Origin of the sequence: Amycolatopsis sp. NPDC051128, from assembly GCF_040682715.1 — a bacterium.
Taxonomy (GTDB): domain Bacteria; phylum Actinomycetota; class Actinomycetes; order Mycobacteriales; family Pseudonocardiaceae; genus Amycolatopsis.
In genome coordinates this window covers 186,600-200,217 of record NZ_JBFBBN010000001.1, presented here as the reverse complement: position 1 = coordinate 200,217, position 13,618 = coordinate 186,600, and the positions used below count along the sequence as shown (strand labels likewise).

At 67.6% G+C, this 13,618-nt stretch carries 12 protein-coding genes and 1 CRISPR repeat array; of the genes, 8 read left to right on the top strand and 4 right to left on the bottom strand.

Annotated features, from left to right (window positions below; genetic code table 11):
• The first annotated feature begins 87 nt into the window (after window positions 1-87).
• Window positions 88-3,315, top strand: a complete 3,228-nt coding sequence (locus tag AB0M82_RS00915; RefSeq protein WP_364716221.1) for an NACHT domain-containing protein — start codon at window positions 88-90, stop codon at window positions 3,313-3,315.
• Between the two features lie 302 nt (window positions 3,316-3,617).
• Here the strand turns inward: AB0M82_RS00915 and AB0M82_RS00910 are convergent, their stop codons facing one another.
• Entirely contained in the window at window positions 3,618-3,803 is a 186-nt protein-coding gene (locus tag AB0M82_RS00910) for a hypothetical protein (RefSeq protein WP_364716219.1), read from the bottom strand.
• A gap of 308 nt (window positions 3,804-4,111) precedes the next feature.
• Between AB0M82_RS00910 and AB0M82_RS00905 the strand changes: the two genes are divergently transcribed.
• From AB0M82_RS00905 to AB0M82_RS00895, 3 genes are read left to right on the top strand one after another with little or no spacing between them, the layout of a single operon-like run.
• Window positions 4,112-4,591 (top strand): hypothetical protein, encoded by a 480-nt coding sequence (locus tag AB0M82_RS00905; RefSeq protein ID WP_364716217.1) that lies wholly within the window; start codon window positions 4,112-4,114, stop codon window positions 4,589-4,591.
• A 40-nt stretch (window positions 4,592-4,631) separates the two neighbouring features.
• Window positions 4,632-5,615 (top strand): site-specific integrase, encoded by a 984-nt coding sequence (locus AB0M82_RS00900; RefSeq protein WP_364716704.1) that lies wholly within the window; start codon window positions 4,632-4,634, stop codon window positions 5,613-5,615.
• Entirely contained in the window at window positions 5,612-6,358 is a 747-nt protein-coding gene (locus AB0M82_RS00895) for a DUF2637 domain-containing protein (protein ID WP_364716215.1), read from the top strand. Before AB0M82_RS00900 ends, AB0M82_RS00895 begins: the two co-directional genes overlap by 4 nt.
• Window positions 6,359-6,412: 54 nt before the next feature.
• A CRISPR array of direct repeats spans window positions 6,413-8,143; the repeat unit is 29 nt; unit sequence GGGACCAGCCCCGCGTGCGCGGGGAAGAC.
• A 728-nt stretch (window positions 8,144-8,871) separates the two neighbouring features.
• On the opposite strand, the gene AB0M82_RS00890 is transcribed toward AB0M82_RS00895, so the two are convergent.
• Entirely contained in the window at window positions 8,872-9,138 is a 267-nt protein-coding gene (locus AB0M82_RS00890) for a hypothetical protein (RefSeq protein WP_364716213.1), read from the bottom strand.
• 609 nt (window positions 9,139-9,747) lie between these two features.
• Between AB0M82_RS00890 and AB0M82_RS00885 the strand changes: the two genes are divergently transcribed.
• From AB0M82_RS00885 to AB0M82_RS00875, 3 genes are read left to right on the top strand one after another with little or no spacing between them, the layout of a single operon-like run.
• Window positions 9,748-10,152 carry a hypothetical protein gene (locus AB0M82_RS00885; protein WP_364716210.1) on the top strand — a complete coding sequence of 135 codons (405 nt, stop codon included), beginning with the start codon at window positions 9,748-9,750 and terminating at the stop codon, window positions 10,150-10,152.
• Window positions 10,047-10,619 (top strand): 3'-5' exonuclease, encoded by a 573-nt coding sequence (locus AB0M82_RS00880; protein ID WP_364716702.1) that lies wholly within the window; start codon window positions 10,047-10,049, stop codon window positions 10,617-10,619. The genes AB0M82_RS00885 and AB0M82_RS00880 overlap by 106 nt, the downstream gene beginning before the upstream one ends.
• 60 nt (window positions 10,620-10,679) lie before the next feature.
• A complete protein-coding gene (locus AB0M82_RS00875) occupies window positions 10,680-11,312 on the top strand; it encodes a DsbA family protein (protein ID WP_364716208.1) in 633 nt (210 codons plus the stop codon).
• A 148-nt stretch (window positions 11,313-11,460) separates the two neighbouring features.
• On the opposite strand, the gene AB0M82_RS00870 is transcribed toward AB0M82_RS00875, so the two are convergent.
• Entirely contained in the window at window positions 11,461-12,021 is a 561-nt protein-coding gene (locus AB0M82_RS00870) for an NUDIX domain-containing protein (protein WP_364716205.1), read from the bottom strand.
• A gap of 276 nt (window positions 12,022-12,297) precedes the next feature.
• A complete protein-coding gene (locus tag AB0M82_RS00865; protein ID WP_364716203.1) occupies window positions 12,298-12,831 on the bottom strand; it encodes an NUDIX domain-containing protein in 534 nt (177 codons plus the stop codon).
• Window positions 12,832-13,312: 481 nt separating this feature from the next.
• On the opposite strand from AB0M82_RS00865, the gene AB0M82_RS00860 reads away from it, so the two are divergent.
• Window positions 13,313-13,603 carry a helix-turn-helix domain-containing protein gene (locus tag AB0M82_RS00860; RefSeq protein WP_364716200.1) on the top strand — a complete coding sequence of 97 codons (291 nt, stop codon included), beginning with the start codon at window positions 13,313-13,315 and terminating at the stop codon, window positions 13,601-13,603.
• Window positions 13,604-13,618: the final 15 nt, after the last annotated feature.

Sequence of the window (13,618 nt, the reverse complement as noted above, 5' to 3'; positions counted from 1 at the left end):
CGGCATGAGCCACGGACGTCCGCGTCATCCGCGCCGCTCGTCCTGCCGTACCCTCCGTCCGTCAGCTCGTGGGCTGTAAGGAGGGGAATGACCAACGACGTCGACGGCGCTGTGGAACCGGCGGCCGTCCGGAACCAGATCACCGGCTCGCAGGGCACCGCGATCCAGCTCCGCGACTTGAAGGGGGACCTGTACGTCAATTCGACGGTCTTCACACACGAATACCCGGGTTCGCTGGTCGACGACCTCGCCGAGGCGGTCAGGAAACAATGGGAAGGCGAAGCTGCCCGTCGTGACCTGAACGACCCGTACCCGTTGCCGATCCGGTGGTCGCCCGCGCCGCCCGAATTGTTCTCGCCGTGGGCCGACCTCGTGCAGCTCGCCACCTGCGGGGTGGGCTGGCCTCCGGCAACCGGGGCAGCCGGCTGGGCACGAAGCGCCGAGGAGCTGGCCGGTCGCGACGGGGAGCTCGTCGATGCATGGGCGAAGATCCCGACAGGGCGGCTGGTTGTCTTGGGCGAACCGGGCTCGGGCAAGACGATCCTGGTGGTCCGGCTGGTGCTCGACTTGCTAGCGCCGGGGCGGCGGAAGACCGGGGACCCGGTTCCTGTGCTGCTGTCGATGGCGTCGTGGCGTCCGGAGGCCGAGGGGCTGGCCTCTTGGCTCGAGGCGCGCCTGATTGTCGACTTCCCGGCCCTCGCACGCCGTGCGGCGAACACCCTCGACGCCGATCGGACCACCTTGGCCCGCACGTTGCTGGAGCGTGGGCAGATCATCCCGATCCTGGACGGCCTGGACGAGATGCCCGCCTCCGCACGGCGGGCGGCTGTCGCCGAAGTCAACCGGATGATCCAGCCGGGCCGACGCATCGTCCTGACAAGCCGTACCGATGCGTATCGCGATGTCGCGAACCCCGGCTTCGGCACCGGCGTCGCCCTGACCGCCGCGGCCGGCATCAGACTTGACCCCCTGCCGGGCGCGGACGCGGCCGCCTACCTGCGCAGGGCGGCCGGCGGCCCATCCGGCGCGCAGCGCTGGGACGATGTCGGTGCCGCACTGACTGCCGGGGCGGGGGAGACGGCAGTGTCTCGAGGACTGGGGACGCCGTTGATGGTGGCGCTGGCCCGCGCGCTGTATGACCCGGGTCCGGGAATCACGGCCCACGCTGCCCCGGAGCCGGGCGAGTTGCTGGGCTTCTCGCGGCCGGAGCAGATCGAGGAGCACCTGTTCCGCGGTTTCGTCGGGGCGGTGTATCGCCCGCGCGCCGGTGCCAAGCGACGCTGGACGGCGGGGCAGGCGGAAGAGTGGCTGGGCTTTCTCGCCCACCACCTCGAACGTGACCGGCGCGGTGCCCCCGGGTTCGGCTGGTGGCAGTTGCCCGGAGTGTTTCGGACCGGGTCACAAAGACAGACGGTACTGGTACTGCCGGTACTCCTCGTAGCTCTTTTCGCCGGCGGCACCACGGCCGTCCTGTACGGCATGGATGGTAATGGCGTGACGGCGGGAGCTCAGGTAGCGGCCACGGCCGTCGTGGTCGGCTGGGTGACGCAGCGTTTCACCGGCCGCGCCGGGGCAGCCGTGGTTGCTGCGCTGCTCGGCTGGATGGCGGGCTGGTTCACCTCCGGTGAGATCAGCCCGCTGGGCGTGCCTGGTCCTGGCTCGGTGGTCGTCTCACTCCTCGCGGGGCTTGCCGCGGGCTTGGCTGCTTCGCCGACGGTGGTTCGTCCCGTCGGCTTCCCTGCTGTACTTGAGGTTGTCGTGGCGGCCCTGCCGGTCTACGGGCTGGCCGAAGTCGCTTCCTTTCGGTTCGACGCCCTCGGCATCATGAGTCCGTTGACCTTCTCGACCCTCTTTGCCGCTGCGTATTTCAACGCACTGGCCTGCGCGCTTACGGCCGGGCTCGTCACCGGCCTCACCCTGCGTATCGCGGCCATGCCGCACACGACGTCTGGGCGCCTGGACCGACACCCTGTTCTGGCAGGCGGCCTCGCGGCTGTCGTCTTCGGTGCGTCGAACGGTGCGGCGGCGGCCACGGCGCAGACGATCAGCGACGGCACAATCACGGGGTGGCTGGGCGGCCCTGACCGATCGCCGTTGTCGATGGGACTGGCCAACGGAGCGTTCGATGGGCTCGTGGCCGGGGTGGTTGTCGCGCTGTGCCTGATATTGACGGGGCCGCGGTCAACGGCTCGCGGCCGTTTGACGGCGCACCCGGTCGTCAATGGGCTCCTGGCCGGTGTGCTCTTCGGTGTGATCGGACAGTGGGCAGGGCGGGCAAGCGATCTGAGTTCGGTGGCTGATTGCATCGCCGGCTTCCTGGTCATGGGGCTGCCCGCCGGTGGCGGCGTCGGCCTGGCCACCTGGCTTGCTGCAGGGATTCCGATTGCCGGGCGGCAGTTCGGTAAGTCAGGAATTCTTGCCGGGCTGGTTGCCGGGGTTACTGTCGGCTTGGCGCAGCTGCGTGTTTCCTCGGTTGCATACGGCGTGGTCGCCGGTGTGGCCGCAAGCGTGGCGGTGATGGCATCGGTCGGACTGGCCATCCGTCTGAAAGCCGGCAGGCTGGGCGGTGGTGGGCATCGCCTGTCGGCATCGCTGTTCGGCTTGGCGGCGGGCTGGTTCTACGCCGTCAATTACGACTTCACGGCGGCGTGCGCCATCGGTGTCATCGTCGCATGTTCGGTCGATCTCGCCCGCACGCTCGGCATGGCCGGGACACCAGTGTCAGTTCTGGGTTTCGACTGGCGGAAGTCGGTGCTCGGACTCGTCGTGGGAGCACTGTCCGGAATCAGCTGGGGCACCATCGTCGGTGTCCGGTCCGGGCTATTCGTCGGCGCGCCGATCGGAGTGGCAATGGGGCTGCTCTACGCAATGGAGGCACCGAAGCGTGTCGATGTCGTCCGATCTCCCCGGGAGTCATTGGCGCGGGATCGGGCGGTGTTCCTGGCCATCTCAGGAGTCATCGGTATTTGCTTGGCGACGGTGGTGGGTTTCACCGAGAGCCGAGGCGATGCGTTCATGTCGGTTACCGGATCACTTGCCGCGGCCTGTTCCGGGCTGGCGGCGGGTGTGTTGGTGGCCTCGGCGCACACCGTATGGGGTGGGTATTGCTGGCGGCTCTGCGTGCTCGCGCTCCGGAAGCGGATCCCGTGGTCGTTCGCGTCGTTCCTCGCGGACGCTCACGCCCACCACGGGGTACTGCGGCAAGACGGGAGCTACTACCAGTTCCGCCATCTGGGATTGCAGCGGAGTCTGTCGCGCACCTACGCAGCGCGTAACGGCCATCCGGATGGCCGGCGTGACGATGGGCTCGCCTGAGCCCGACCGTCGGGTGGCCAGAGTGTTCTGGTCGTCATTAGTGCGATCGCGCGGCTCCAGTCGATGTGTCGTCGGGGCGGTAGTGGCGGATCAGAGCACAAGCCCGGTCGATGTCGGGAAGCCATCGCGACGGCGGGCGTACAGGGCGAGCTTGTGCAAGCAGTCGGTGACCTGGTAGCCGGCGATGGTGCCCATGCCGGCGGGAACGGGGCAGCGCGACAGTGGCGCCGTGCCGCAACTTGGTGGCGTAATCGAGGGTGTCCTCGAGCCAGTCCAAGGTGCGGTGGCCACGTCCCACTCGTTCAGGTAGCCGGTGAAGCGTCGGCGAAGTAGTCGCGTGTGAGGAGCGCGGGGTCGCCCACGCGGCGGTGGTCGAGCGCGGCGGTGATGACGGCCTTGGTGTAGGTGGGTTCCTGGTTCCAGTGGCGGATCAGTTCGTGCCCGCGGCCGTCACCTGTGTGCAGCCGGCGTCGGGGTGTCGAGCGCAACCAGGATCCGAGGATCGGGGCCGGAGAGGTAACTGCGGCGGTCAGCTCGACATGTGCACGTCATGTGCACGTCAGGCTGGGCTGAGGTGGAGGCCAGTGCGCGGGGAGGTGTGCAGGCCGTGTGACCCTAAGCTAGGATCGGCGGCATGATCTCCCCAAACACGGGAGATATCCCACGTATGGGGGTTCAAGTCCCCCCTCGGACACCAAAGTCGGTGAATCTTCCCGCACCAGTACGTATCAGGCCAGTCACCATGTGTTGTGTGACGGCCTTGTTTCCCGCGTAGCTTACGACGGTCGTGGTCGTCATGAATGACTACGCCATTGCCACGGTGATCCCGCCGCGTGGAGCGGCGGCTCCGGTCGAGCGTCGCGCGAGGTCGGGTGTTGTTTCGCTTCCTGTTCCGCAGGTGTCTGCGTCTCGCGCGAGTGCGATGCGGTACGGCCTTGCGCGGATCGATGCGTCCGGGCGGGTGGCGGACCGGGCGATCTTGACGACCCTCGGCTGGTCTTCAGGCGACAGCCTGATGATCACGGTCGTGGAGAGCGCCATCGTCGTGCATCGCGATCCGTCCGGGGTGTTCGCCGTTCCGGCTGCTCCCTACCTCACTCTTCCTGCCGTTGTGCGACGGCGAGCTGGGGTACGTGCGGGTGATCAGCTCCTGGTCGCCGTCGACGCCACCTGCGGTGTCCTGGTGATCCACCCGCTGGCCGCCCTCGACACGATGCTTGTCAGCTACCACGCCTCCCTGCTGGGAGGTGAGGACCGTGACGGCCGAACCGAGTAGCCCGGCGGAGCTGGACGCGGCGCGGTTGCTGCTGGCGAAGATGGGGATCGACCCGGCCGAATTGGTCGCCGAGCCGGCCGCGCGGCCGGAGGTGCCGACGTTCGCCGAGTACATTCCGGTGGTGGTTGCGGCGGTGTCGGAGAGCGCCCGGCGTGCCTATTCGTCGTACTGGAAACGTCTCGAGCAGCATTGGGGTACGCGTCGGCTCGACGAACCCACCCCGACCGAGTTGAAGCAACTGGCCGAGGAAGCCAAAGCACAAGCGCTGGTCCGCCGGAATACTCGCGGCGGCCGCAGCGCGGCGGAGAACTTCATCGCGGCCACCCGCTGTCTGTACCGTCATGCCGAAAACGACGGTGTTATCACCGAGGCCTGCAATCCCGCGCGGAAGGTGGCCAAGCCCCGCAGGCTGCCCTCGACCCGCCGTGCGGTGCATGACCTGGGGCTGGTCGAGATCAACCAGGCGGCCGCTACCACCGGCGACGACCCGGAGCTCGACACGCTGCTGTTGCGGCTGCACACCGAGACCGCGTGCCGCCGCGGCGGGGCCTTGGGGCTGCGCCCGCGGGACCTGGATTCGGTGCAGTGCCTGATCTATCTGCGGGAGAAGGACGGCGCGGTCCGCTGGCAGCCGGTGTCACCGACGTTGATGCGTTACCTGCTGGCACATGCCGAGCAGCGCGGCGCCACCCATCCCGAGGCGCAGTTGCTGCGGTATCGGCACGGTGAGCCGATCACCAAGCGCCGTTACGACCATCTCTGGGACCGCATCGGTCGCCACGTCCCCTGGGTGCGCACGCAGGGTGTGTCCACGCATTGGCTGCGGCACACGACGCTGACGTGGGTCGAACGGAACTTCGGCTACGCGATCGCCCACGCCTACGCGGGACATCACGACGCGTCCGACAGCGCTACCGCCACCTACGTCAAGGCCCGCCTCACCGACATCGCCACCGCCCTGGCCGCCCTCACCGGCGAAGCTCACCCGCTCGCCGGCGGATCGTCCTGGGAGGCGCGGTTATGACATCGGCTTCACACCACGACGGGACAAGTAAGGCGTTGTGGGTGCAGTGCGCGTGCACCGCGCTGGTGGCGTTGGGTGCCGCCTATGCGTCGTACCGGCACGGCCGCGAGTTCGCCCTGCGGTTCGGCGCGGACGCTTCGACCGCCTCGATCTGGCCGCTCATCGTCGACGGCTTGCTCACCACCGCGACGGTGGAACTGTGGAAGACCGGTTCCCGGGTCAGGGGCAGATGGGTGGCATGGGGAGCGTTCGTGTTCGGGATCTCGTTGTCATTGTGCGCCAACATCGGTGCGGCGCCGACGTTGTCGTTGTTCTCGGTCACGGTTGCGGCCTGCCCGCCCATTGCCCTGCTGTTCGCGGTCGAATTGCTGAACCGTGCCCTCAAATGCCATAGAGATCAAACGGCAGAGGGAGTGCACCCCGCCGCGACGGCGTGCAGTGAGGCTTCTGCCGAGACACCGGAGATCCCTGCCGAGACAGTGCCGGCCGCGCGTCTCGCCACAGTCCCGGATGGCTCGGTTCTCCCGGCCGTGCCGACGGCCGAACAACGCATGTGGGCCCACTACGTCACCGAGCGAGCCAAGGGACGCATACCGACTGGCGCCGAACTAGACCGCATCGCCGGCACGAACAACTATGGGCGACGCATCTTGCGTCAATGGCGAGCAGCTGGGCACGGCCCACCGGGCAGAAACCGCCCGGCATCCACAAGGGAGGTGACGCTGGTGGCCTCTGCAGGCTGAGGTTAGCCCGCGCCGAAGGACGACACCAGGTCGATCGGGTTGGCGCCGAGGCAACGGGACGAGCCCACAGGCACGGGGACGACCTCGACGGCTTCGGCGTCGAGCTCCTGTCGGACGGACCAGCCCCGTGTGTGCGGGGACGACAACGCCCACGACCCGTACGCGGGCACTCCGACGGGACCAGCCCCGCCTGCACGGGGACGACAACAAGAAGAAGTTCGCGTTCGACTGCGAGGTGGGACCAGCCCCGCGTGCGCGGGGAAGACTGCGGCAATCTCGTCCAGGTGGTACGGCGTCCCGGGACCAGCCTCGCGTGCGCGGGGAAGACCACCCGGTCAGGTCGTACCAGGATGGACGCGTGGGACCAGCCTCGCGTGCGCGGGGAAGACCCGCCCACCGTGGCCTCGGCCGCCTGCGCCAGGGGACCAGCCCCGCGTGCGCGGGGAAGACCACAACTGGTTGGCGCGGGGGACGCCGAGCGCGGGACCAGCCCCGCGTGCGCGGGGAAGACACGAAGTGGATGAGGCGGAGGTCGGCCTGCCCAGGACCAGCCCCGCGTGCGCGGGGAGACGCACCGGCGCTCGGCGGGGCGTACCCGCAGTCGGACCAGCCCCGCGTGCGCGGGGAAGACACGCTGGACGAGGCCGGGAACAAGACGACGCCGGGACCAGCCCCGCGTGCGCGGGGAAGACGGCCTGAAGAACGCGTGGGGCGCGGTCACGGACGGACCAGCCCCGCGTGCGCGGGGAAGACTCCGGTGTCACCGCGGCCGGCATCTACCTCGGGACCAGCCCCGCGTGCACGGGGAAGACGCGAAGCTGTCGACGCGATCACCGCCGGCCAGGGACCAGCCCCGCGTGCGCGGGGAAGACGTGGTCGGGTTGAGCGTGATCCCGGATCCGTTGGGACCAGCCCCGCGTGCGCGGGGAAGACCGGACGTTGCGCACCATCAGCGTGATGTCGCAGGGACCAGCCCCGCGTGCGCGGGGAAGACCACGCGGGCGGCTTGCCGACCTCGATGGCCACCGGACCAGCCCCGCGTGCGCGGGGAAGACACACCGCCCGCCACCGCTGTGGACGGCATCTCGGGACCAGCCCCGCGTGCGCGGGGAAGACGATGACCTGGCTCACGTCAGGCTCCACCTGGCGGGACCAGCCCCGCGTGCGCGGGGAAGACGGTCGGATCACAGGGTCCGGGGACACCGGGTCGGGACCAGCCCCGCGTGCGCGGGGAAGACTCGTCGACGACGACGCGGCGGTCGTATTCGGCGGGACCAGCCCCGCGTGCGCGGGGAAGACTACGTCCGGATCCAAGGTCGCAACGGCGAGAAGGGACCAGCCCCGCGTGCGGGGAAGACGTCCTGCGCAGACCACATCGCCGCAGTCACCAGGGACCAGCCCCGCGTGCGCGGGGAAGACAGCTTGGGTGGTGGCGGGGTCGGGGGGTAGCTGGGACCAGCCCCGCGTGCGCGGGGAAGACTGACCGTCTCGGTTGAGGACTCGACCGATCTCGGGACCAGCCCCGCGTGCGCGGGGAAGACCGTGTACGAAGCAGCAGCGGATCATCTCCCCGGGGACCAGCCCCGCGTGCGCGGGGAAGACCCGATGCGCAGCAGACCGCGATCACCACCGTCGGGACCAGCCCCGCGTGCGCGGGGAAGACGGCGTGATGGAGCTGGGCATCGCGACGGACCCGGGACCAGCCCCGCGTGCGCGGGGAAGACCTTGCCCTGGATTTCGAGCAGCTTGTCCTGCAGGGACCAGCCCCGCGTGCGCGGGGAAGACACTTGCTGACCTGCGAATCTACCAGGCGAAACAGTGTTTCCTATTCAGTTTGGTTCGGACGTTGGTATCGACCGCCGATGCTGATCTTGGCACTGCGACTCTGGTCGAGTGCATTGGTGATCCGTGACATGCGTGAGCGGACTCCATCACCTATCGACGAAGTTGTTCGGCGATCGCCTTGACTGCCTTCCGGTGAGCACTCGACAGACCGGTGGTGGTCATCGCGTCTTCGGGATGCCTGGCGTCCGGCGCGACGAAGGGACCACGCCGCACCCACACGTCCCTGCTGCGAAGTAGATAGTTGGCGGTCACCACGGTCACATCTCACGCCAGGACCATCTCAAGCGTGCGGAAGAGCTTGGCAGTGTTACGCGAGATACGGCTCAACGAAAGCACAAAGAGCGGGATTCGCGCCGACGCAGCTTGACGGATCTGCGCAATGAGCTCGCCATCGAACCGCGGATCGACGCCGCTTTTAACCTGTGCCCGGACTTTGCGTGCGGCGCGTGTCGACGAGCTCTTCGGACTCCGGTAGTGGCGGCACGGGCGAGTCGGGGGGTCGATAGTTCGTCGGGCTAGCGGGATCGTGTCAGAGAGTGCCTGTAAGCATGTCCATGCCCTTGGGTATCCTTTCTCGAGTCGATGAACATATTCGTTCTCTGCCTGCGAAACGTTCTCGCGTTCTCCGGCGAGCAGTTGCGACAATGGTGCCAATGAGGCAGTGGTGATCAGCCGGATGTCCTTTGAGGTGAGCGGGCCGTTAGCATGGGCTTCATCGAGCCGGCTGTTGCGGGCCACGACGTTGACCGCGGCAAGCTGTGCGAGGTCAGCGTCCGCGGCTCGTAGCTGTAGATCTCTTCGATTGACGGAGCGATCACCACGTCGCGTGTCGTGTCCGGCAGCCCGGCGAACGCCTGAGCTCGCGCGAGGACGTCGTCGCCGATTGCCGCAGCCTCACCAGGATCGACCCCCGATTCGCGAAGCAGCTGCGGCATACCCTTACGACAGAACTCTGTAATCTGGCTGGGCTCTGGCACTGTAACGTCTCCCTCGTCGTCTGCGCGCCCGTCGTTTCAACGGCACCGACGTTACGGCACTCTCGATGGCCGAGACTTTCGGCAGCGAGACACGATCGAGACAACCTGAGACATCGTTCGACATGGCTCGAGCTGTGCAGGACAAGTCTCGGACGAACACGCAGTCGGTGCGACGCAACCCCTGCATGTCGGCTACGTCCTGGTTGCTAGGAGCGCACTACCGGGCATTCGATCGTCAGGACGAACTTGTGCTTGAAACGGCGGCCGCCTCTTTCGAAACGAAGAACGGGTCGTCGGAGCCACCTGGTGTCCCGCTGCCTGCTTCTCCGCTGCCGTTGCCGTGGTAGTCGTCGAACTCGTCGGTGGCGAGGTCGCGATCTGAGGAACTGGTCCTTGGCTCTCATCCGGCTCGTTCGTCGACATCGTGCTCGAAGTTCTTCGACTTGACCCGTCCGTGTGAACGATGGCTTGCTCCCCAGCGGGGCAAGGGCGTGGGCCAGGAATGGGGCGAGCGCTGGTTCAGACGCTTACTCGGATCTTGCCAAGCCGATTGAAGGAGCCGGCGCTATGACCAGCCGATCCACTGTGAACAGCCCGTTGACGATGCTGCAGAATGAGCTCCGGCAGCCCCGCGTTGTAGCCCGGTTCGACCAAGCGCTGCAGAACTGGGCAGTCGAGGGGGCGGCGTTGGCGGAGATCGCGTGTCACGCGGACTTGGCCGACGTCTTGGCCACCCGGGAGTACGACCGACATGACGAGGTTCTGCACGCCCTTTTGGCGCGCGCAGCGATTTCGGACAGGGCGGGCGTCACTGCGACCGAGATCGTGGTGAACGCGATGTTGCCGGTTGTGCCGGGCATCGTCGGCTGCGTGGTGCGGTCGCTGCTCTCGCGCTGCGCTACGAGGAAGGCACGTGGGCGACGGTCGGCAGGTATGCTTCCCTCATCCGCCCGCCCGCGTTCGCCCCGGTGACCTCAGCCGATACGGCACAGACCGGCCTGACCCCCGCACAGGTGAAGCAGGCGCCCAGCCCGGCCGACGCGCTGGGCGCACTTGATCGGCGATTCACCGCGGACACCCGGTACCTGCTGGTGGCACAGCACGCCGCCACCGAAGCCAACGTCATCCACAATCAGCGCGAGCACTGCCCAGCGCTGGCCTGTGTCGACTTTCTCGACACCATCCCGCTCGCCAAACACCTCGTTCCAGGTCTGCCGAACTACAAGCTCGACACCCTGCTGGCACATTTCTCCGTCCCGCTGCCGGCAGATCGCCACCGGGCCGCCGCCGACGTCGATGTCACCGCGGAGGTGTTCTTCCGGCTCATCAACGCTACCGCCGAGACATCTCAGATCAGCGATCTTGCGGCCCTGGTGAAAATCGCCGTGCGCGCGGCTAAATGCAACATCCCCGTCCAAAGTGGATTATTCGACATCTAGGACCGCCAAGAGGAAAGGGCATATGCAAACTCGAACTGAGATTGGATGGTGCTTATTCTCATGATCACGGACCAGTCAGGCCGCGACGAGGTCCCGTTCTGGTTCGATCCGCTGTGCCCCTGGGCGTGGATCACCTCGCGCTGGCTCCTGGAGGTCGAGCAGGTTCGGCCAGTGTCCGCAGACTGGCGGATCATGTCGCTGGCCTACCTCAACCTCGTCCAGCGCGAGGGCAAGGGCCTCAGCGACGAATACCGCGAGCTGATGACGAACGCATGGGGGCCAGTGCGGGTCTGCGCGGCAGCTGCTGAGCACGGTGGCAGCGTCGTCCTCCGGCCGCTGTACACCGTCATCGGCACCCGGCTGCACAACCACCGACGCCGCGACGATCCGACCGTCATCACCGAAGCGCTCGCGGAGGCGGGTTTGCCCGATTCCCTGGCGTCGGCCGCTACGAGCACGGAGTTCGATCAGCTCATCAAGGACTCCCACGACGAAGCGTTCGACGAGGTCGGCCTCGATGTCGGGACTCCCGTTCTCCGCATCGGCGGCACGGCCCTGTTCGGCCCCGTGGTCACGCCGGCCCCGCGCGGGGAAGCTGCCGGTCGGCTCTGGGACGGCCTGGTCATGGTCGCCGGGACGGACGGCTTCTTCGAGCTCAAGCGGAGCCGGGACCGGAAACCGTCCTTCGACTGAGTGGCACCCGGCAACCTTGACCACCGTCGCCTGAGAGTGCGGCCGTAGACGGTCCGCGTGCGTCTCGAAAGATGCGACCAACCGCCGCGCAGCCTCGGCCGGTCCGAACGATGGTCCGCTGCCGACGAGGAGCGTCTGAAAGGTCCGGTCAGCCGATCTGGGCTGGTGTGCTGATCGCCCGCGCGATGCGGGGCCCGACAAGGCGCTCGGCCACGGCGAGTGGGTACCAGGCGGCACCCGTCACCTCGGACTCCTGGATGTCCCCGATGTCCGCCTGCGCGGTCGTGAAGGAGTAGCCGATGTCGAGGTGGTAGTGCGCCGGCTCGTCCTTCACCGGTCGTGCCGGGACCTTGCCGTACTCGATGTAGATGGGGGTCTGCGACGCTGGGACGACCTTGCCGGGGTCAAGACCGGTCTCCTCCGCCAGCTCGCGCACTGCCGCGTCGATCAGCGTGGCGTCGGTCGGCTCGAGGTGGCCGCCAGGCTGCAACGTGATCCCGTACGCGCGGTGCTCGACAAGCAGGATCTCGGCGTCATTGCGGACCAGCAGGGCGCCGACAGTCACATGCATCGGGAAGGTCCGCCGCGAGGCGAAATTGTCTCCCGTGCGCAGCAGCTGCATCGGCTGAGACAGCTGCGCGGCCTCGTCCGGGTAGCGCTCGAGGTAGGCGGAAAGCGCGCCCGATATGTCCGAGTCACTGATCGACATGGTTCGTCTCCGCACCAGTCCGAGAGTGCAACTCTGCGGGACTTCCCGCTCGGATGTGAACGATGAGACGAGACACAGTCAGCTCCGTAGAAGGCACCTGGCGTACGAGAAGGTCCGTACTTTACAAGCCAAACGTGAGCCGACACGCATGCCACGCCGGGCACGAGGCGGAAGGTCTCCGAGTAGGTTCTTTCGTGGCATGGCACCCAGGGGCCCTGGCTCTCTCCTCGTTCCGCCGCGTCCGCCGCGAATTCGGTGACGCCGCCGCACAGTGCCTCACGAATCGCGCTTCCATGGGAATGGATGGATCCGGTGCGTGGAGGACCGGTTGTGCGCCAGTGGCTGGATTGGCGAGCGGCGATCGATTACTCGGCCGCCAAAACGACACACGTATGCGCGGATACGGCCGCGGTCCTCGGGAAACGCGCCGTTCCACGTCTCGTCCAGGTCGAACCACCTCGGCGGCTGGCCTTGTTCTCCACGGAGCGGCGCGTCGCGGTCGACGACGGCGGCGCGCGACAGGCCCAGTGTCGGCGACCAGTCAGCGTTGTAGGAGCGCACCGTGACGGCGGCTGGAACTGGCAGCAGTTCACCGGACACTCGGGCTTCTTCCACGAGCTCGCGGGCCGCGGCCCTCCGGGGCGTCTCGCCTGTCCCGACCGTCGAGTAGCCGCGTTGGTAGCCGAGCTCGGCGACGTCGTCCAGCAGGGTCGCGGCCCACAGATGCGGGTCGTCGGCCAGCCGAGCGCGGCAGTAGCCGACCAACGGCTCGAACGGGTCCGGCCTCGCCGGCCGACGCTTGCCCGGCACCACCGTGCCCGCCAGACATGGATACAAGTGTCTTCACATGCCGGCGTGGCCGGTTCGGAACGTGTAGCGTCGAGCGACTCGCCGACAGGCTCCGAAGTGAGAGTCGGCGTGTCGTCTCAGCAGTTGGGATGACAGCTTGGCGGTTTCCTCTATTGGCGGGAACTGCCTGGTCGTGCAGGGCAGCGCTCGCCGTCCGCGGCGAGCGAGGATCGCAATAAGGGATTCCGGCAGGACGACCTTCAGCGGTCAGTGCAGCGCTGGCCATCCACGGCCAGCGAGGACCGTAATGCACTGCAGAACGCGATGCCGACCAGTGGCGCTGCGGCGCTGGCCTTCCATGGCTGGCGAGGATTGCAACCTCGGGGTCACCGCTGACGACGAAGAACTGCGCCGGACAACGCTGGCCGCCCGTGGCTGGACGTTGTGATCCTCGTCCGCAGTCCATGGCGACGATCATGAGGGTCAGCGGCTGCAGCAGATCGTGCGAAGAGGAACAGGCGCAGCAGTACGGCTGCGCGGGGCGATGGTGGTGCTCGCGTCGGCCGGCGGGAACACCGTGCCGGCCATCGCCCGGCTGGTCCGGGGCGCCGAAGACGCGATCCGCGGCGTGATCCACCGATTCAACGAGACAGGTATGGCCAGCCTGGACCCTCAGTCGGCGGGTGGCCGTCCCCGCCTGATCAGCCCAGAAGACGAAGCCTTCATAAACTGCAGCGGCAACGTGCTGTACACCCACAACGGCAGTGTCCAGGGGTACGGCACGCTCGTGTAAAGCACACCGGACAGC